Source organism: Geomonas edaphica (genome assembly GCF_004917075.1).
Lineage (GTDB): Bacteria > Desulfobacterota > Desulfuromonadia > Geobacterales > Geobacteraceae > Geomonas > Geomonas edaphica.
Genome location: NZ_SSYB01000004.1, coordinates 978,258 through 998,258 on the forward strand (window position 1 = coordinate 978,258; position 20,001 = coordinate 998,258).

Consider the following 20,001-nt stretch of genomic DNA (forward strand, 5'->3'; position numbering starts at 1 on the left):
TGGGACGGATCTCCACCGTTAGAAAAGGCCCTTGGATTTTTCCAAGGGCCTTTCTTGTCCACTTTTGTAAGAGGCGGCTCGCGTTGTCGCTCCGTTTTTTCGAAAACTCTTCTGAGCGATGCGAAAATTCTTTACCGAAGAGTTTATCTTCAACAGCCTCGAGTTTTGGCTGCAATTTGTTTCGAAAACGTGTCTGAGTGTGGCGAAAACCGCTCCTGCGGAGACTTTCGAGTCCCGCGGGAAAAACTGTGCATCACTTGAAAAATTAGGAGCCCGGGATACCGTCTATCATTAGTCTTCCAAAGAACTCAGCCACGGAAAAAACGGACCGAAAGTGAAACACACTAATCAGGTCAATGAGTGAGCGAGGCCCAGAGTTAAGCAAATCTGGCCGCCCTTACAGGGGGCGGCCAGGGGAAAATACCAAAAAATAACTTCATCCTGAAAGGCCAACCCCTTCGCGAGGAGGGGACGGAAAGCGGCGGATCTTCGTTCGAAGATGGCCGAGCTGCCAAGGGAAATTTCCCCTAGCGCGCTCGGCCTTTTTTTGTGCCGGTACGGAGGGTAACGACATCGCAGGGGCAGCCGGCATGGCAGCGCGTCAGGATGCCATACAGGAAAGGCGCACTACGAGGCGGATCACCCGAGCCCCCGGGAGAACCAGGCGAAATGACCGAAAACAGGAAAGGAGAAACGGTTATGAAGGCAAAATTACTGCTCCTCGCAATCTCGTGTGCGGTGTTGTCGCTGCTACCATGTGCGTACGCCCAACCAACCGGACACGACTCCCGTGCGCTGGCGAGCTTTCGAAACGCGCTCGATCAGGACGGATTCGACGTCCGGACAGGCCAGAGCATGTCCCTCGACATGTGGCAGCAGTACTGTAACGGAGTGACCTCCAGCGCCAAATACAACAACAAGGGCGCGCCGTATCTGACAGCAGCGGTTCCGCATCTTCCTGGCGATACCACGGTGATTCCGTATGCTTTCCAACTCCGTCCCGATGAGGCGATGGTCCTGATCGGCGTAACGCCTCCTCCCGAGACCTACTTCTCCTACCAGCCTTTCCTTACCAATAAGTTTTACGCCCAGCCCGTGCCTGTCGAGCTCCTTACCGCGCCGATCCAGGGATGCGGGGGAGATCCGCACTGTCTGGACGTGGGGTCCAGCCTGGGGGATACCGTGAACGTCGCGACCATCAAGACGCTGGGCCCCGGGCCGTACAACGCACCGATGGTGCTGATTTTCACTCCCGATAAGGGCACCGATGCGCGCGTTCGCTCGGCGCTTCTGAAGGCGGGCTATCCCGCGTCAATCCTCAATACCATCGTCATCCCCGTCTCGTTGGCGAATCTGGGAATCGGACCAGGGCACGACGTACTCATGCTTCTTGGGCGAAACGCGATGTGGCTGAACGGCGCGGCCGGCGAAGCCGCGGGGCTTGCTTATCTCGCCAGTTTGAACACGGCAAATTCGCCGATATCCGTCTTCCGAGTGACCCCGAAGACATTCTCGGTGGCAGGCCTCGATCCATTCCCTGCCCCGGAGCTGCGCGTCCGCGGAACCGGAAAAACGGAAATGAGCCTGATGGGGAAACTTGACGAGATCCGCGAAAGCGTGATCGGCAAATACACCGAAATGGGTTACGTCGTGGCCGCCGAATACACGTCGGCGCCGGGCAGCTACGACGGTTACGATTTCATCCAGCAGATGAAGCGCGCCTTTCTCGATTGCCGCGACACGATCTACGTCGGTGCCGGCGCCGAATCGTTTCCCGACCGCTACGATATCAGGTTGACCGACGACGAATTCATGGTCGTGTACGGTGTCAACCACACCGCCACCGGCAAAGCCTCGTACATGAACCTGAATGCCTATGCGAAGCCGTCGCAGCTGGCGATAGGCAGCGTCTTCGATACCGACTTTGTGCACAGCGCTGATGCGTATCTTGACGCAGGCGATCCGGCAGCTTCTTCGATGTTCGCCTACAAGGTCTCATGGCAGTGCGGCGGCGAGGATTTCTGCCTGCAAATGTCTAGCGGCGATTGCTCGAGATTACAGCTCGACGGTCCCGAGCACGCGGCCGACCGGGCAAACACGCCGTTGGCCTTCGGCACCCGTTCCTATCTCGAGCCGGGGACGAGCGTCGGACCGGCCTTCACCGAAGTCGTCTATCACCGGATGATCAAGTTTTCGCGGCCGTGAATTTCGCCGCTTCAACACCCGCAGCGCAACATCGGCGGTCCACGATACAGACCGTGACACGGTAGCACTTGGGGCTGGAGATCAGCCGCGCTTCTCAAGGCCAGGGGCGTCCCAATATGGCTCCGGACGTCTCTGCTGCAAAGGAGGATACCGATGAGTGCATCGAAATTGTTTTGGCTATGTATTTTTACGCTGCTCATTACCGTCTCCGGCAGCCAAGGCGCTGCGACGGACCCGCTCAGCAAGGCGAACCGGTTGCCGGCGTCCCTTGAGATGACGGTGCAGAATTTCCAGGGCGCGGTCTTGCAGGAGGGGTACGAGGTGGCGCGGGGGTACTGGAGGCTGTGGGGAGCCGATGACTGCAAGTTGCCGCTGCAGTCGGTCGGCTTCTGCTACGGCAATAATCCGACCGCTCCGTACGTGCTGGCCATTGTCCCCCCGTGGAAGGACGAATTCGTTGACCGGAGCCTGCAGCATGCGCTCGTTCAAGGGAAAAGGGGGATGGCGGCAAATTACCGCCTGGGTGAAAGGGAAGCGTTGGTGATTCTTGCCCAGATGCCCCCGCCGGCCCGCTACTTCGGCATGGGGACGAACGTCTTTACCCGGCAGACCGAGCTCAACAAGAGTGACCCGGTGTATGCGAAGCTGGATACACCCTCAACACTGGATCTGCTGTACATCATCTTCGGTGCGTCGCCAGATCCCACCCGCATGATGATGATCGCGAGCTTCGGCGACACCATCAACAACGTCATGATCGACAACCAGAGTGCCGGGGTCTGGGGAGAGCCCCGTTATTTCGTGATCACGGCCGACGAGCAGATGGCCACGGCGATGACCGAGGCGCTCCAGAAAGCGGGGGTCGACAAGAGCTTGGTTTTCACGGAGCCGGCAGGTTTCATCAACCCGGACGACGCGGCCAAACCGCAACTGCTTCGTTTGGGATATGGCCCTGAGGCGGACGATTTCATCACGTACATTCGCTACTCGATGCCGAACGACACTGTTCTGGGTGAGAAGTGGCGCGAAGAGCTGCCACTGACGATACTCCGGGTCCGGGCCCCGAACGGCGGCCAGGCTCAGAAGCCTTACAAGATTCAGCAATACGAGACGAAGAGCTGGAACTTCGACGAGTCGGCCTTGCAGGGCGATCTCAATAGCCTCGTGGCGGCGGTCAAGAGCTACTGGCGCCAGGACGGCGCCGGTCAGCGGCCGGACGCGCCGACAGCCCAGTTCAAGAGCCTTACCGGCTGGGTCGACCTCGTCGGCCAGCACTGTTTGGGGTATGACGGTCCTCCCCCCACGGACCCGGCGGAAAACATCACGCTGCCGCGCGGCCCGATGAACTGCCTGGGCGACAACATGGATGACGAGCCCCAGATCAGTGCCGGAACCTACCGGCTCGATGAGGGGCAGGTGATCGCAGTGGTCGGGACGCTGGGCACCAAAACCGGCAATGCCACCTACACGAGCCTTGCGGTCAACTGGTTCCCGCAGCTCGTCGGCGTCCTGAACAGTGACGACCCTGTTCTCGAAGAGAGTGCGGAGAAGTTTAAAGGCGCACTGTCAGATCCGCAGCTGTATAAAAAATTCTACGTCTACTATTACGCGCGGGACTGCAGCGGGCTCTATCCTTTCTGTGAGGAAGTCCCGAGGCAGCTCGTTCCTGCCGGTGGCACCATCAAAATCTTGCAGCGGAACTACATGACCCCCGGTACAACGCGCGGACCGGACCCGTTGAAGGTTCTCGCCCCGTATTCCATCCAGTTCGATGGCACAAAGGGGATGCGTCCGGCGCTTTGAGGGGCGCTCAGAAACACAGGAGAACCGACATGAAGGCGAAAATAATGCTGTTCACAATACTGCTTACAGGATTGGTGGCTGCAAATCCCGCCTTTGCTCAGGGAGATGGGAAACTCCACGTGACGGACAAAAGAGTCGTCGTGTTCCAGAAGCAATTGGAGCAGCAAGGATTTAAAGTGAGCCGTTGGGCAGATGCCTTCGGACCCGTTAACCTCGCTTGTTGGGTATGCAACGGACTCACCGATACGGCGTTCGGCAACAATGCTGCGGCCCCGTACCAGGTGATAAGCGAGCCGTATGAGGGGGTGCGGGTAGGGCGGGAAATGCAGCTTGAGCCTTATGATGCGGTGATATTTATCGGAAAGACGCCCCCGCCCGTTGCTTACTTTAGCTATACGGGTTTTGTGTACAGCCGTTACAACGGAGAGGGCAAAGACAGAAAGCAAATTTTCTCAAGTATTGGAGACACCATAAACCACTCCCGAATCAACACGATTGATAAGAAACATCCTTTCGACAAAGACGTAATCATCGTCATGACCGCGGACCAGGGCACCAACGCGAGTGTTCTAAACGCGGCGATGCGAGCGGGCTTTCCGCAATCGATCATGAACACCATGGTGGTTCCCTCATCCGTCGTGAAGTTGGGTAAGGATGAAAAGGCCGACACTCTCATTTTCGTCGAAAGGATGTATCTGCCTGCCAACCAGGACGACCTCAACAACTACATGGATACCTCAAGCCAGTGGGCCAGCGTGTTGTACTTGACCTATCCGGAGAAGCCCGCAAAGCTGGACCCTTACCCCACACCGCAAATGCTGGTGAGGGGGACAGGGAAAACGGAAGCCGATCTTATGCCTGCCCTTGACCGTCTGGAATCGGAAATTGTTACGGCTAACCCCGGGTATCAGGCCGAAAAACTCCAAAGCGGTATTTGGCTGCTTGAATGGCTGGACGGTTTCCAAAGAGGGACGAACCTCATAGGCGAGTGCAGGGATACCGTGTACCTGAAAACGGCCGATTTCAAGCTTGGCAGTAACCCTGAAGATTTCCTGGTGGTATTCGGGGTGAATCATGAAGCTACCGGGAAAGCGACCTACTCCAATTTCACCCTGTACCATGCAGCGATGGAATTGGGGGTTGCGGGCAAAAACAGCCGAGAAATCAACGGAACTGCAGATCGTTACGATCTAGGCAAATATCAGGCGATGTCCAAACATCTCTATGCCTTCAAAGTGGCACGCGATTGTGGCGGACTTCCTGCGACGGAATGCTTGGAGGTCCAGCAGATTCCGGTAGGAAACTGCCCGTTCGGGGATTGTTGCCCAAGGGGTAGCCTGGATGATGATCTGTTCCTGGGTTTTCGTGCCTATGTCGAACCTGAGACGGGTGTAGGGCCGTACTGGTTCGAAATATTGTGGGACCGTGCGATCCACTTCAAGAAATAGCCAAGGACATTGGTCCATGCAGATCCCCTCGGCCGGTCAACCGATGTTTTCGCCGCCGGGTGCCGCACTTTTGATCGGTTGAGGGGAGATGACCACGGAGGACTAGCGAGATGAAAAGAAAGGGTGCTAAGAAACCTATCATGGCATTGGGATTGTTGTGCTGCCTGTTCCTCGTGATGCCGACAGTGGCGTTTTCTTGGAACCAGGCGACCCATGCCTACATTGTCGACCGGCTGGGTAACCATGCGGGGCATGACGACTTGAAAGAGATGTGGGGGAGCGTCGCGCCGGACATGTACAACTTCGTGTTCGACCCGGACTTGTGCCCCGGCTGGATAGGGGATCAGACCCAGGGTACTTACGCCGACACCTTCCTGAAGGTCTGGGACGCGGCGGAGACAAAAACCGAAGAGCCCCTTGCTTTCGGGTTCGTAAGTCACAACCAGCAATGGGGGGCCGATCACGTAGCCCATACCTCCTGCCAGACATGCGGGGAGAAAGACGGGTACATCATCGTGAAGGCGAGGCTACTGCTGAACGCTCCGATAAACCCCGCCGACCCGGAGCAGACTTTCGGCAAGGCATTCGCGAGTCTCGGCATGGACCCCGACATGGCGCTCCTGACCGCCCACGCGATCGTGGAAGAAGCGATAGACATAAGGCTCGGGAACGAAGTGGCCCCTCTGCTCGGCCGGCGGTTGGCCGCAGCGGCCCGGAGCGACACGAAGGGGTTCCAGCCCCTTTTCGTGAAGGCCTTTGCGGAGGATTACGCGGCCTACTGCTTCGGCGGCGACTCCTCGGCCGCAGCCGCTGCGTTGACCGCTGCCGAGAAAGGGCACCGAAAGGACATGATCTTCCTGGGACAGGCCATCTCCCAGCCCGAACCGGTTGCGGTGCAACTGCTCGCCGTGCAGCTTACGGGGGTGCTCTCCGAACTCGGGTTCTCCGTTTCCGTCGACATCCTCAAAGCGGCCATGTTCAGCGCCATGGGGATCTGCGACGATTACAAGGCAGAGGTCGATGCTGCCGTCCTGTACGTGGATAAAAGCCTGAAGGATCACGGAATTACCTTCCAAGAGCGGCGACAGAAGAAATAAGGAGGTCGGAAAGGAGGAACCATCATGAAAGTCGGACGGTACATCCTTCTGCTATGGGCCGCTGTCCTTGGTATCTCCACGACGGCAGCCGCCGGGGAATTCACCCCCGGCAAGTCATACCTGGCGCCGGGGAGAGCTCCCGCACTCACGAGCTACGCGCTGGACGCGAGCGCCTCAGGCGCGATCCAGACCATCAACAACATCGTCAACCTCACGGTGGTGTCGAGGGACGCGAACGACCTGAAGGCGGAGTACCGGGCCGGATTCATCCAGGGGAAGTTGCAGGGGTCGATGATCGTCTCGGCCCGGGACAACTGCTGGGACAACGCCTACCTGATCAATCCGGACCACACGTTTCCGAAGCAGCACGGTCCGGCACAGGCGGAGCTGGACAAGGCGGCCGATTTGCTGAACGCCAACTACGCCGCCTTCCTGCGGTACCTCGAAGACCCGGCGACGGATGCGGAGACAGCCCACCGGCTGAAGAGGCTTCTCTTCCGGATGCTCGGCATCTACCACGGCGCCACCGTCGAGGAGCCGGCCGGCCTCGACTTTTCCGGCAACTGGCTCCCCAACGGCAACTACTTCCAGGCGTCCGAGCTTCTCCTAGGCTATGAGACCGCCGGCCCCACCTTCATGGACGTCTACTTCGTGAACGCCTTCTGCGACCTAATGGACGTGATCTCTTTCCTCGATCTCCCCCCGGGGGGGACGAGAACGGGCTCTTTCCCGGACCGATGTTCCGCCTTCCTGAAGCGCGCGGGGGGCGAGACCATCCTCACCCACAACACCTGGTCGGGGTTCCTTTCCCAGTCGATGGCGCAGACCCTCGTCGTCAACAACGACATGATCACCTTCAACGCGGCGACCCCCGGCCTGATCGGCTCGACCACCGATTTCGGCTACAACAACAAGGGGCTCATGTTCAACGAGACAACCCATCGGATGTCCCACAGCCAGGTCAACCCCCTGGGGCTCTGGATCTTCTGGCGGGCGGCCCTTGCAGAGCAGTTTTCGGATTCCATCACCGCGTTCTTCGACGCAATCTCCCTCGACAACACCGGCAGCTATCTGAACGGTTACATGCTGGCGGACGCCAACACCGGCGAGACTGGGCTCGTGGAGATGTCCTACCGCTGCTTCGTTTACTACCGCTCGACTGGCGGCCCCTACGCGGTCACGAGCCGCTCGACGGACGGCGGCGTTTGCTCGACCGATTACGACGCGGAGATGGTCACTCCCGACTACCTGATGGGGATCAACTACCCCGCCTCGCTGCAGGTGCGGGAGGATCTCCAATCCACCGACAATCGCCCCGAGCGGCGGGTGCAGTTCAACAGATGGTTGCCCGGGGTGACGAATCTGCAGACGGCACGAAACGTCATCACCTATACCGATCCGAACAACCCCCTCTCCGTCTTCGGGCGCTGGGACCTGGGGTATGGGGTGACCGACTATCCCAAGCAGATTCCGGACGGGGCGCTCGACGCCAAGGTGGGATCGACTGAAATGGTGCGTTCTTTTATGGCGTTGGCCGGCGTCCTCGATGCTTCAGCCACGAGCACCGGTTTCTGGATGCTCTACGGTACTCCCCACGTGCATGGGAAGCCGTTCATCTGGAGCGAGTCGCCGTGGGCCTGGCAACCCTTGCGTGATGTGCCCGACAGCCTGGACGGCAAGTTCACGCTGATGCCGCTTTATCTAAGGTGAGGTGTCCGGGATGCTGTGCAGATGATCGAGAAAAGGGACCGGATGGTTGGCCCGGCATTGGCCGGAAAAGGAGGCAGCTATGAAAACCACCTTGACGCGCTGTTGCTCTTTCATGGTTCTTCTGATGATGATCGTCAGCGGATTTTCCGCAGCTTACGCGCAAGATGTACAGAAAAACGGAAGCGAAAAGCAAAACACACCCGCTGCAACCGCTGCGGAAAAACGTCCCATCAAGACCATCGGCGTCATAGGAGGGGTCAGTTGGGCGTCATCGATTGAATACTATCGCATCATGAACGAACAGGTCCGTGACCGGTTGGGTGGGGTGAGTTCCGCGCAGTTACTGATGTACTCCATCGAGTTCGGCGAATTTTCCAAGCAGGAAAAACTGGCCGATAAAGGCGACTGGACCTTGATGACGAAAACCATCGTCGATGCCGCTCAGAGGCTGAAACGAGGCGGCGCGGATTTCATCGTCATCGCATCCAATACGCTCAACTCGCTTGCGGGCACCGTCGAACAGCAAGTCGGGCTGCCCGTGCTCCATATCGCCGACGCAACGGGAAAAGCGGTCGCCAAAAAAGGGGTACGTACCGTCGCCCTGCTTGGCACAACGTACACGATGGAGCAACCCTTTTATCGGGATCGTCTCACTAGGTACGGGATCAAGGTGGTCATACCCAGCAAGAAAGAGCGGGATTACATCAACACCGTGATCTTTGACGAATTGTGCGCCAATAAGGTGCAACGGGAATCCAGGGAGGGATTCAAGAAAATCATCGATCGCCTCCGGAAAGAAGAAGGTGCGGAAGGGGTCGTTTTAGGCTGCACGGAGATTCCGTTGCTTATCAAACAGGAGGATGTTTCCATACCGGTTTTCGACACGACTCAAATACATTCGGAGGCCGCGGTCGAATATTCGCTGAATGGTGAATAGCAGATAGTCAGATGCTTGCTGCAGGAAAACGCTGTGAAATCCGGCAGAGCGCCGAAAAAGAGGAGAGAAAAACACATCCTGTGACCAAAGGAAGGAGTAACGGGTATGAGAGGGAAAATATTCTTATCCTTGATGGTGGCAGCTTTGTTGCTGCCGGCGCCCTGTGCGTTCTCGAAAGAGGCACCGGAGCGCGCCCTGGTTACCTTCGAAGAAACGCTCAAACAAAATGGCTTTGCGGTGACCCCCGGCGTTGCAACGGTCTATAACCCGCTGGGGGAATTTTGCGCCGGCAACCTCCCGGACGCCGTGATGTCGAACTCCGGTCTCTATCTCATCCCAAGCGTCCCCAAAGAGGCCGCGAAACCGGGAGAGGCGCCGGTGCTGACACAAAAATTCAAAGTCCGGCATGACGAAGCGATCGTGCTGATAGGAAAGACCCCGCCATCGGCAAAATACTTCGCCTTCTACGCGCATATCTACAGCCGGTTCTACCCCGACAAGGAAGGCGGCCTAAAAAAAACGGACATCTTCGGCACCGTGGGAGATGCCGTCAACAACGCCACCATCAAAACCGCCGGACCTACCCCTTTCAACACTCCCTTTGTGCTGATTTTGACCCCGGACCAGGGTACCGATGCCGCAATTCGTGCGGCGCTCAGGCGCGCCGGCTACCCGGAGGCGATCTTCAACACCCTCGTGCTCCCCGCATCGATGCTGAAGCTCGGACATGGCGACACCGCCGATGACTTCCAGATCACGCTGCGCACGGCGAGGTTTGAAGATCCGGTCGCCGGCACGCGTTACATCGAGGGCTCGCCGGAGAACCTCCATCTCTTCCGGGTGACGCCAGGCGCGTCGGCAATCGCCAAACCCTTCCCTATGCCCCCTCTGCGTGTCCGCGGAACGGGAGAAAGCGAGATGCACCTGATGAACAAGCTGGCGGAGCTCCGCGCGGGCATCATCGCTGCCAATCCAGGCATGTATGCAACCGAGTTTCTCTCCGCGGTAGCCTGCTACGAGGATTATGACAACCTGCAACGCAAAACATGGGCAGATGGCGGCACCCGGGATGGATTTGTCCTGGATGCGGGTTGGATGATGCCGCAATCCAATCTCAATGACGTTCTCACGCTGGCCGACGACGAGTATCTCGTGATTTATGGCGCCAATCACGTCGCCACCCGGAAAACGACGTACATGAACGTCAATTTTTACGCCACCGGTTACATGGAAGAGGACGGCCCGCATCAGAAATGGAATGCGTTTTTAGGCGGATTTTTCGACGACGATCTTCCGGTAGGCTCGGCCGACAGCTACCTCGCCGCCGGGGATCCAGATGCGCATCTGATGTACGTGTACAAGGCGTCGCGCAACTGCGGCAACGAAGCCGGCTGCGTGCCGTTGTCCGCCCCCTGCGCGCGCGTGAAACTCGATGACAACACGATTCTGGGGGTGTACTTCCGCATGTACCTTGAACCTGCGACCAAAGTGGGAGCCGCCACGCAGGAGATGCTTTACGACCGCATCATCAAGTTTTCGCCGCGTCCTTAAAGCGACTGAACATGAACAACGGACTGGGGCCGGGCCGGTTTTGCCTTCCGGCCGGCAAAGGAGGAAACGATGAAAGTATCTGCCTGGATCGCTACGTTCGGCTGCCTCATCGCGCTCGCGTTACTGCTGCATCCCGGTGACGCACGCGCCGTGGAGTTCAATGCTCGAGGCTGTGGGTGGCCGCTCGTATTCTCGCCCGAAGGCTCCGGTAATGTGCAGGGCCCTGACGGTGCTGCCCGTTACTGGATCATGCCCTTCGACACGCGGTACGAAAAGATGACCATCAAGGGCACCTATCCCAAAATCCGGTATTTTGCCATCACCGCTTACGAAACTCTCGGTTACGACGCTGAACACAACACCAATCAGGGATTCCACCTCGTAGAGCAGCATCTGTACGATGCCCAGATCGCCCCCGATCCGGGCAGCAGCAACCCGTTCGTCCCGCCGGGCGGTCGCAGCGGCACCTATACGGTCGTGATCTCGCGCTCCGATCCCAGCTCGGGGAATACCATCAAGGTTTCCTCGGACCTCGTGTGGGTGGTCCTGCGCATGTACGTACCGAACGCCGATCCGGCCTTGACCGGCAAAGCCCTGATGGGCGGGGTGCCGCTTCCCACCATAACGCTGACGGACGGAAGCGGGACCGGCAAGCAACTGGACACCTGCCAGACGGTCAACAAGTGGGGTGAGATCAGTGCCTTGGCCCAACTGCTCTTCCCGCTGAACTTCGACCCGAAGGTCATTGAAGGCACGCCGGCCACCGATCGGCTCTGGTTCGCTTCACCGGCAAACCCGCCGTCGATCCTGTGGCCCAATCCGGACGGCAAATACATGATGATGTGGCCGGGTGACGAATACCAACCGGGGCGGGTCATCGTCATACACGGCAAGGCGCCGGGGGTTCCCGATACCTTCAACGGCGCGCCGATCTGGGAGCCGTCACGGGGCTTCCGGAGCGTCGACATGCGCTACTGGGCGCTTTGTGAGCAGGACTTCGCCGTGCCGCTTTCGCTCATCGGTTGCGCAACCGATCTGACGACACGGCTCGAAGGAGGCTATTATACGATCGTCATATCGGACGATCGCCAGCGCCCGGGTTGGTTGAGCCCCAACATCAACTGGCTGCCGTATGGTGACGAGCAGTATCCCAAGTTCTTGGTTTTGCGTAACACGCTGGTATCGGACGATTTTCACTATGCGGTCAAGGAGGCATGGGCCCGCTGCCCGTTCGATTTGGATTTCAAGAGCCTTCCTGACCGAAGCGTTCTGGATGAAAAGGGGCCATGCTCCCAGGACGCGATGGGCGATTACTACCCGGTCGCCGTCTGGTGCGATAAAGCGACCTTTATGCACGGCGGCTGGCAAGCCTGCATGAAGGAGCGATAATGGCCAATCTCGCAGGAGGTGGAACAATGAGAAGGATTGGAAGTGTAGTGTTCAAACCGCTCGCGTTCCTGGCGATGGCCGGTTTCATTTGCGCCAACGCCTACGCGCAGGACGTACCGCAACGCAACGAGCCTCAGGCATTTGTCGTGTGTACCGGATGGCACGCCCTCTGTACGGCATCCCCCGACTGCATAATGAACGGCGACAAGGCTTACTGCGACTGCATGAGGGTGAACGAGCCTCACATCGTTGAAACATCGAATATCCAGGATGTCGCGGTCAAACGGTTGACCCTCGCCCGATGCACCACGAGACATCGTTGCGATACTGACGAGGCCCCCGTCTGCAAGGCCATCAGGGACGGACAGTACGAGGTGGACAACGTCAGGTATGACTGGGTCTCGACTTTTTCCTATCGCGGGTGGTGCGATATTTTGAAGGTGAAGCCGGTCGGTTGCGATCAAAGCGCGCCGGGCTACAGCGGGGACTTGAATTGGGCTGTCTGCGACGGCGCGCCATGCACGGAAATCCAGAATCCATCCGACCCGGAGAGGCCGTTGAGCTGTCGTTGCCAGGTGGAGGATACGGCGTTTCTGGGAACCACTGGCAGCTGTACCGGTAACAATGGAGGGATCATGTCAAGCTCTCCGATCGGGACATGGGATTTCGTAAGCAACCAGTACCGGATACCTCTGCCAGGCTATCAGTACGTGCAGGGCGCATGTGCGCCGTTGAAATCCGATGCGTATTGAGGGAACGAAACCGCGAGCAGGATAGAGAACGATGAAACGCGGATGGCCTTAGCCCGCAGCCCCCTCTATTACATCTTGTTCTTGACATATAGTGTCATCGAGATGTATTCAATGAAAAATTTTTCATGTAATGGATGTCAGGAGGAACTTTTGCGCAGCTGTCTTCTTTTTATGGTCACATGGTTGGTGCTTTGCACCACGGGGTGCTCCGTATTCAGGTCCGAAACGCAGACGTTGAACATCACGTGCAATGAAAAGGGTACGGTCCTCAGGGTAAACGGGAACAGGCACGACTGTCCCGCTACCATCGAGGTGCTGCGCAACAAGACCATCGAGGTCGAGGCGGAGAAAAAAGGGTTTGAAACCTACACCCGGCTGATCGACCACCATTTGAACGCTACCGGAAAGCTGGACGTCGTGGGCGCAGCCGTTTTCCTCGTCCCCGCGATCGGCATCATGGGGGCAGGCGCGTGGGACCTGGATCAGACGGAACTTCACGTCCAGCTTTTCCCGGAGCACAGCGAGCATCGGTAGATATCGGGTAAGGTACGGCCGGCTGGATCGGCCTGCAGGGATGCACGGAGTGCCATGGACGCGGCACAAGGCGCCGGTGAATGGCGGCGGCGTGATGGTACGGAAGTGCGATCTACAATCATGATGAACGGCAGCGAAAAAGGCCCTTGGATTTCTCCAAGGGCCTTTTCAATTAATGGTCGGCATGCGGGTGGGGGGACGCTGGTCGGGTGTTGACATATCGTCGCCGGGACCTACTGTTTGGGCAAGGCCGTGGCCTGGTTCGGTGCGGTTCGGTGCGGTTCGGTGCCATCACTACCCGATCAAAGGAGGTAAACAATGAGGACGTGGACGAAGATCCTGCTGGTCGCCGCTATGGGCTTGTCGGCTGGGTGTGGAGATTCTACCCTGTCCGAGTCACAGCCTACTCAAACTGCCGTTCAGAAGGAAGCACAAACAACGACGGTCTACCGAGTAGACCTGAATGCGCGGCCCGGTGGCGACGGGAAATCCTGGGCTGCCGCATTCGACTCCCTTCAGGCCGCTTTCGCGCAGAACCTGTCGCCAGATTCGGAATACGAGGTATGGATCAGGCACGGCACCTACCACCTTCCGGCAGAGCTCCGTGTCAGCGGCTCGCCGCGCATCTACGGCGGCTTCGACGGCAAGGAGGTGGAACTGTCGCAAAGGGACTGGGAAAAGCACAAGACGGTCATTGACGGCGACAACCTGTTTCGGGGGATCGTGAAAGAGCAATCAGCCGGCAGGCTGATCGTCGACGGAGTGGAATTAACTCGCTGTCTGGATGGCGCAATCGTCACGACTTCCATCTCCGGAAGACTCAACGTGAGCAACTGCAAGCTTACCGACAACAGGGGCGGAGCGGTATCGATACATGAGGGGTTTTTTCTGATCAAGAATTGTGAATTCACGGGGAACGTCTCCTCCAAGGACGGCGCCGCCATCAGAGGCACCAGCACAAGGGGAAGCATCGAGGGGTGCTCATTCACCAGAAATATCTCCGCAGGGTCCGGAGGTGCCGTAAACTGCTTCTATCTCGACCGAGTCCTCGACTGCGCCTTTATCGGTAACAGCGCCGATCTCGATGGCGGCGCGATCTGTATGGACAGGGGGATCAACCAGGGATTCATCAACTGTCTCTTCACCGAGAATGAGGCGCAGCACGGCGGCGCGGTATATTGCGCCGAGATGTACCCGTCGGGCTTCTTCACCAATTGCACCTTCGTCCACAACCGGGCCAGGGTCGGCGGTGGGGCCGTACACTGCAACTCCCTCGCTGAGGAGAGCGGGGTGACCCTTCGAATTGCAAACGCCATCATCTGGGGGAACCTTCCGAATCAGATAGGAGTGCTGCGCTCCGATAGCGTCGAGGTCACCTATTCCGACATCATGGGGGGCTTTGCCGGCGCCGGCAACATCGACGCCGATCCGATGTTCAAGGGGGGCAAGTTTTTACTACGGCAGCACTCTCCCTGCATCAATGCTGGGACCCTCAATGCAACCGATCTTCCAGCCACTGATTTTGAAGGGAACCCGAGAGTCGTCGACGGGATCCCGGATATGGGGTACGTCGAAGCCGAGCTGAATCCTGCTGCCTCTCACCCCACGAAATGAGGTACTGATCTGGACCACTCCCCTGGCCGCGCATGCTTGCCTGTCAGCGTTTCCATGCGGGGAGAAGTGACTTCAGGCTTGGAGTTTAAGCGGCGAGGCGGTTTCCGGGGGGGGGCGAGAGAGGCTGGGCGAGGAAAGAAAGCTTTTCGTGGACCGAAATTGGACCGAAGTGGCGGGAAAAAAGGCCCTTGGCGTTAGCCAAAGGCCTTGATTTTTTGGGTCGGAATGAGAGGGGTCGAGCCTCCGCCCCCTGCTCCCGAAGCAGGTGCAGTGAACTGCAGCCCATGCACCCGAAGGCCAACGGCGCCAAGGGCAGGTTAGTACACGAAAATTAAGGAAGAGACCAAGGAAAGAACGGAGTGGCTTGCCCCTACTGTTGCCTATTCTCTTGGGTGGGGGAGAGAAGTTCTTGTGATTTCGGGGAGGGCGCTGCGGGTGGGAGGCCGCGGGGTGGGTGTTGACATTTCGTCGCCGGGACCTACTGTTGGGCAAGACCATGGTCTGGTTCGGTGCAGTTCGGTGCCATCACTACCCGATCAAAGGAGGTAAACAATGAGGACGTGGACGAAGATCCTGCTGGTCGCCGCTATGGGCTTGTCGGCTGGGTGTGGAGATTCTACCCTGTCCGAGCCACAGCCTACTCAAACTGCCGTTCAGAAGGAAGCACAAACAACGACGGTCTACCGAGTAGACCTGAATGCGCGGCCCGGTGGCGACGGGAAATCCTGGGCTACCGCATTCGACTCCCTTCAGGCCGCTTTCCCGCAGAACCTGCCGCCCTGGTCTGAGGAATACGAGGTATGGATCAGGCACGGCACCTACCACCTCCCGGCAGAGCTCCATGTCACCGGCTCGCCACGCATCTACGGCGGCTTTGACGGCAAGGAGGTGGAGCTGTCGCAAAGGGACTGGAAAACGCACAAGACGGTCATCGACGGCGAAAACCGGTTCCGGGGAATCGTGAAAGAGCAATCAGCCGGCAGGCTGATCGTCGACGGAGTGGAAATCACGCGCTGTCTGGGTGGCGCAATCGTCGAGAGTTCCATCTCCGGAAGTATCGACGTGAGCAACTGCAAGCTTACCGACAACAGGGGCGGAGCGGTATTGATACATGAGGGGACTTTTGAGATCAAGAATTGCGAATTCACGGGGAATGTCTCCTCCAACGACGGCAGCGCCATCAGCGGCGGCGACACGAATGGAAGCATCGAGGGGTGTTCGTTCACCAGAAATATGTCTGCAGGGTCCGGAGGGGCCATAAACTGCTTCTATCTCGGCAGAATCCTCGACTGCGCCTTTATCGGTAACAGCGCCGGCCTCAATGGCGGCGCGATCTGGATGAACAGGGGGGGGCCGGTATTCATCAACTGTCTCTTCATCGACAATGAGGCGCAGCTCGGCGGCGCAGTCTACTGCCCCCAGGTGTTCCCGTCGGGCGTCTTCACCAATTGCACCTTCGTCCACAACCAGGCCAGAGTCGGCGGTGGGGCCATACACTGCAACTCCCCCGTTGATGAGAGCGGGGTGCGCGTTCGAATTGAAAACTCCATCATATGGGGGAACCTTCCGGATCAGATAGAAGTGCTGCGCTCCGATAGCGTCGAGGTCACCTATTCAGACATCATGGGGGGCTTTGCCGGCGCCGGCAACATCAACGCCGATCCGATGTTCAAGGGGGGCAAGTTTTTACTACGGCAGCACTCTCCCTGCATCAATGCAGGGACCCTCAATGCAACCGCTCTTCCAGCCACTGATTTTGAAGGGAACCCGAGAGTCGTCGACGGGATCCCGGATATGGGGTACGTCGAAGCCGAGCTGAATCCGGCTGCCTCTCACCCAATGAAATGAGGCACTGACCTGGGCTCCTCCCCTGGCCGCGCATGCTTGCCTGTCAGTGTTTCCATACGGGCAGAAGAGACTTCAGGCTTGGAGTTTAAGCGGCGAGGCGGTTTCCCGGGGGCTGATTCGAGAGAGGCTAGGCGAAGAAAGGGATCTTTTCCGTGGACCGGAAAAGGTCGGAGAGATGAAGAAAAAAGGCCCTTGGCGGATGTCAAGGGCCTTTTCTAAATAATGGTCGGAATGAGAGGATTCGAACCTCCGACCCCCTGCTCCCGAAGCAGGTGCGCTACCAGGCTGCGCTACATTCCGGTTCTGAAACTCTGACGGGTCAATCAGGAGGAGAGATATATCAGCTTTCCTGCCTCTATGTCAAGCACTTTGAAAAGGGTGGGGTCGTTTGTTCACTTTTTTCTATTTCTGACTCTGCCAATCCCTTGGAATCGCGTCGTTGTTACTTCACTTTCACCCGGTATTGGAGGGTGAAGCTCCCGCCGGATCTGATGTTGCCGGTCATCGGTATGCGCCAGCCGGTGACGTTGCCGTCGTACCCGAGAGGTGCGCCGCCTGCGCCGGTAGCCGGAAGGTAGGTCCAACTCGCTCCCTTGTCGTTAGAATATTGAGGGGCTCCGAGGGAGACTCCGGAGGCAGGGGTACTGTCGGTGAAACCGAAGGGTGTGCCGCCACCCAGGTAGATTGAGGTGTAAGGACCGAGGTCATCGGTGAGGACCACGTTGCTCCCGGCACCGGCACCGCTGTTGACCAACTGAATGGTGTAGACGATGTCCTGTCCCGGATCTACAGTGGCACGGTCGGCGGTCTTGAGGACGGAGATAAGGGGCATCGACGAAAGGCTGACGGCGGCGGAGGCCCTGATTCCGGTGAGTGAGACGGGACCGGTGGCGAGAGGTGCCGCGGTGGTATTGGTCACCGTTCCCGTGCCGGATGCCGTTACGTTCATGGTGACTTGGCAACTGGCACCGGGGGCGAGCGACGCCGCGGAGAAGCGAACCCCGCCGTCGTTCGCGGCAATCTGGCCGCCGGAGGTGTTGGTTACACTGCCGCAGCTGGCAGGGATGAAGGTTGTGCTCGTGTCGCGCAGCACCATCCCGGCAGGGAAGCTGTCAGTGACACTGACGCCGGTCAGGGGGGCTGCGTTGGCCGCCGGATTGGTGAGAACAAGCGTCAGGCCGACCGGTGCACCGGGGGCAACATTGGCGGCCCCGAAGGATTTCGCCGTTGCCGGAGGGGTGAATACGTTGAGCGTTGCGCTGGTGCTGCTCGTGTCGAGTCCCCCTCCTTGGCCGCTGAACCTCGTGCTGTTGTTCAGGTAGGAGGCCGCCGTATCGCCGCGCACCGTCGCGCTGAAACTGCAGGTCGAGGTGCCCTGGGTCATCGATCCGGATGAGAGGGCGACGGACGAGGCGGTGTAGGAGGGCGTGCCGCTGCAACCGGTGCCGGATATGCCGGTGATGCCCGTTATCGTCAGACCTGCGGGGAAGGTGTCCGTGAAGGCAAGGGTAGACTGGGCCGGTTTCGAGGTCGGCTCGTTCACTACGTTGAAGGTCAGCGTGCTGTTTCCCCCTACCGCAATGTTGCTGCTCGTGTAGCTTTTGGTGAGAGTCGGGCGCGGCTTATTGGTGAAGGTGCAGGTGAGTTCATCCCCCGCCTTCGGCGCGAAGGTGTAGCTGGTGGCGGAAAGACCGTTCGGAAGGCTCGCTGCTGGGGTAGCACCCGTGCCGGTGTACGCGTTGCTGCAGGTAAGGGTAGCCGCGTATTTTGAAGCTTCTGTGGTTCCCGTCGCCTTCACGTCGTTCAGGGTTAGTGTGGCATCCGGGGAAGAGTTGAACAGGGTGCTGACGCTGCTTAGGGTGCCTGAGGTGGTGGCCGATGCGGTGCCGGAAAGGGTACCGCCGCCCGTTGCGCTCACCGTGAACTGGTCCCCGGTGCTGATGCGACCGGCAACGTTTTTCACCAAGGTGATGCGCGGACGCTTCGTGTTGGTGACGGTGCAGGCCGCGCCACTGTTCGTGGTGTTCAGCGTAGCGCTGATGCTGCGGTCCGCAGGGCTCGTGCTGAGGGGCGGGCTCCCAGCGACCGGCGCGCAGCTGATCGCGGCGGTGCTGTCCCAGTCGCCGCCGGCAGCCGTCTCGGTTATGGTGAGGGTCTGGTCGGTCGCGAGGGCGGTGATGAACACGCGCGCGGTCTCATTATCGTGCAGGGTGAAGCTTATGCTGTTGCTTGCGGCAGCGACGGTCGCAGGAGTGTAGGTACCTCCCGTGGCGGAGGTCCCCGACAGGGTGGCTCCGGTGAGAACAATCACCTTGGAGCCTGCCGGGCCGGTGGCCGTGAAGGTGAAGGACTGGGGGCTGCCGCCCGGAAGGGTTTGCTTTGTCACGTCGACGAAAGCGCCGCTATAAACCGAGACGTTGCCTGCTACGGTGGCGATTCCGGAGTTGCACTTGGCGGGTGAGCCATTGCTGACGTCGCCGGGACCGGTGCAGGCGTTGCCGGGATTTTGCCAGTAGGTGACGACATAGGGGATCTTGAGGGCGCCGGAGCTGTCACCGGTGCAGAGGACCTTTATCTCGTCGACGGTCGTGATGAAGTTCGCCCCCCCCTTGAAGTCGCCGCAACCGTCCCCGTCCAGGTTGAGCCACGGGCTCGGACTGGTGGGGAAGGTGGCTACGGAGCAGATGTTGCCCGGAGTGGTGTCGCGCGGATCGTTCCCCTGCTGACCAACGAAGAAGCCGACATCGTAGCGGTCGGTGTTGGTGCCGGAGAGCCCAAGCTCCACCTTGAAACGGAAGTCGCTCCCCAGTGTGCAAAACGGCGGGGTGTTGGCTTGCGCCGTGAACACGGGGGCTATGGTGAATTCCCCGGCCGTGCAGTTTAGGCCGCCAGTGCGGTAGCCGACGCAGGTCTGATCCTGCCACGCACTGGTGGTGAGAGCCTGACCGAGGGAGGGCGCGGCCATGACGCAGAAAAGAGCGGCAAAGGAGGCGCGACGCCATGATCGGAACCCGGGACGGCTTTTTTGTTTGTTGAAATCTTTGGGCATCTACTTCTCCTACAGGTGAAGCCGCTACAAAAGCTTTTACGCGGTTTGCGGCCGCGCTTCTATC

Annotated in this window: 13 protein-coding genes, 1 tRNA gene and 1 riboswitch; of the genes, 12 read left to right on the forward strand and 2 right to left on the reverse strand. The window is 58.9% G+C overall.

The features are described from left to right. Window positions 1–438 precede the first annotated feature (438 nt). A riboswitch (cyclic di-GMP riboswitch) is annotated at window positions 439–516 on the forward strand. 183 nt (window positions 517–699) lie between these two features. From E8K79_RS15110 to E8K79_RS15165, 12 genes are all read left to right on the forward strand, one after another. Beyond that, window positions 700–2,205, forward strand: coding sequence for a hypothetical protein (locus tag E8K79_RS15110; protein ID WP_136515423.1), 1,506 nt, complete (start codon window positions 700–702; stop codon window positions 2,203–2,205). 153 nt (window positions 2,206–2,358) lie between these two features. Next, a complete protein-coding gene (locus tag E8K79_RS15115; RefSeq protein WP_136515424.1) occupies window positions 2,359–4,008 on the forward strand; it encodes a hypothetical protein in 1,650 nt (549 codons plus the stop codon). 29 nt (window positions 4,009–4,037) lie between these two features. Then, a complete protein-coding gene (locus E8K79_RS15120; RefSeq protein ID WP_136515425.1) occupies window positions 4,038–5,456 on the forward strand; it encodes a hypothetical protein in 1,419 nt (472 codons plus the stop codon). A gap of 110 nt (window positions 5,457–5,566) precedes the next feature. Further along, window positions 5,567–6,553: a hypothetical protein gene (locus E8K79_RS15125; protein ID WP_162604677.1), complete on the forward strand. Its 987-nt coding sequence runs from the start codon at window positions 5,567–5,569 to the stop codon at window positions 6,551–6,553. 24 nt (window positions 6,554–6,577) lie between these two features. Next, window positions 6,578–8,263, forward strand: coding sequence for a phospholipase B family protein (locus tag E8K79_RS15130; protein ID WP_136515427.1), 1,686 nt, complete (start codon window positions 6,578–6,580; stop codon window positions 8,261–8,263). Between the two features lie 79 nt (window positions 8,264–8,342). Then, a complete protein-coding gene (locus tag E8K79_RS15135; protein ID WP_136515428.1) occupies window positions 8,343–9,200 on the forward strand; it encodes an aspartate/glutamate racemase family protein in 858 nt (285 codons plus the stop codon). Between the two features lie 105 nt (window positions 9,201–9,305). Continuing rightward, entirely contained in the window at window positions 9,306–10,751 is a 1,446-nt protein-coding gene (locus E8K79_RS15140) for a hypothetical protein (protein ID WP_162604678.1), read from the forward strand. Window positions 10,752–10,820: 69 nt separating this feature from the next. Beyond that, window positions 10,821–12,140, forward strand: a complete 1,320-nt coding sequence (locus tag E8K79_RS15145) for a hypothetical protein (protein ID WP_136515430.1) — start codon at window positions 10,821–10,823, stop codon at window positions 12,138–12,140. Between the two features lie 26 nt (window positions 12,141–12,166). Beyond that, entirely contained in the window at window positions 12,167–12,892 is a 726-nt protein-coding gene (locus E8K79_RS15150; protein WP_136515431.1) for a hypothetical protein, read from the forward strand. Between the two features lie 234 nt (window positions 12,893–13,126). Continuing rightward, window positions 13,127–13,426 (forward strand): hypothetical protein, encoded by a 300-nt coding sequence (locus E8K79_RS15155; protein WP_136515432.1) that lies wholly within the window; start codon window positions 13,127–13,129, stop codon window positions 13,424–13,426. Window positions 13,427–13,744: 318 nt separating this feature from the next. After that, window positions 13,745–15,040 carry a right-handed parallel beta-helix repeat-containing protein gene (locus E8K79_RS15160; RefSeq protein ID WP_136515433.1) on the forward strand — a complete coding sequence of 432 codons (1,296 nt, stop codon included), beginning with the start codon at window positions 13,745–13,747 and terminating at the stop codon, window positions 15,038–15,040. A gap of 552 nt (window positions 15,041–15,592) precedes the next feature. Beyond that, window positions 15,593–16,888 carry a right-handed parallel beta-helix repeat-containing protein gene (locus E8K79_RS15165; RefSeq protein ID WP_136515434.1) on the forward strand — a complete coding sequence of 432 codons (1,296 nt, stop codon included), beginning with the start codon at window positions 15,593–15,595 and terminating at the stop codon, window positions 16,886–16,888. Between the two features lie 223 nt (window positions 16,889–17,111). On the opposite strand, the gene E8K79_RS15170 is transcribed toward E8K79_RS15165, so the two are convergent. Both E8K79_RS15170 and E8K79_RS15175 read right to left on the reverse strand, forming a co-directional pair. Then, a tRNA-Pro gene (locus E8K79_RS15170) sits at window positions 17,112–17,188 on the reverse strand. 142 nt (window positions 17,189–17,330) lie between these two features. After that, window positions 17,331–19,937, reverse strand: coding sequence for a DUF7933 domain-containing protein (locus tag E8K79_RS15175; RefSeq protein WP_136515435.1), 2,607 nt, complete (start codon window positions 19,935–19,937; stop codon window positions 17,331–17,333). Window positions 19,938–20,001: the final 64 nt, after the last annotated feature.

What these genes read in the sequence shown, in the direction of transcription:
- E8K79_RS15125 (WP_162604677.1), top strand. Translation starts at nt 5,567, where the DNA reads ATGAAAAGAAAGGGTGCTAAGAAACCTATCATGGCATTGGGATTGTTG.
- E8K79_RS15145 (WP_136515430.1), top strand. Translation starts at nt 10,821, where the DNA reads ATGAAAGTATCTGCCTGGATCGCTACGTTCGGCTGCCTCATCGCGCTC.
- E8K79_RS15140 (WP_162604678.1), top strand. Translation starts at nt 9,306, where the DNA reads ATGAGAGGGAAAATATTCTTATCCTTGATGGTGGCAGCTTTGTTGCTG.
- E8K79_RS15110 (WP_136515423.1), top strand. Translation starts at nt 700, where the DNA reads ATGAAGGCAAAATTACTGCTCCTCGCAATCTCGTGTGCGGTGTTGTCG.
- E8K79_RS15150 (WP_136515431.1), top strand. Translation starts at nt 12,167, where the DNA reads ATGAGAAGGATTGGAAGTGTAGTGTTCAAACCGCTCGCGTTCCTGGCG.
- E8K79_RS15135 (WP_136515428.1), top strand. Translation starts at nt 8,343, where the DNA reads ATGAAAACCACCTTGACGCGCTGTTGCTCTTTCATGGTTCTTCTGATG.
- E8K79_RS15165 (WP_136515434.1), top strand. Translation starts at nt 15,593, where the DNA reads ATGAGGACGTGGACGAAGATCCTGCTGGTCGCCGCTATGGGCTTGTCG.
- E8K79_RS15120 (WP_136515425.1), top strand. Translation starts at nt 4,038, where the DNA reads ATGAAGGCGAAAATAATGCTGTTCACAATACTGCTTACAGGATTGGTG.
- E8K79_RS15115 (WP_136515424.1), top strand. Translation starts at nt 2,359, where the DNA reads ATGAGTGCATCGAAATTGTTTTGGCTATGTATTTTTACGCTGCTCATT.
- E8K79_RS15175 (WP_136515435.1), bottom strand. Translation starts at nt 19,937, where the DNA reads ATGCCCAAAGATTTCAACAAACAAAAAAGCCGTCCCGGGTTCCGATCA.
- E8K79_RS15160 (WP_136515433.1), top strand. Translation starts at nt 13,745, where the DNA reads ATGAGGACGTGGACGAAGATCCTGCTGGTCGCCGCTATGGGCTTGTCG.
- E8K79_RS15130 (WP_136515427.1), top strand. Translation starts at nt 6,578, where the DNA reads ATGAAAGTCGGACGGTACATCCTTCTGCTATGGGCCGCTGTCCTTGGT.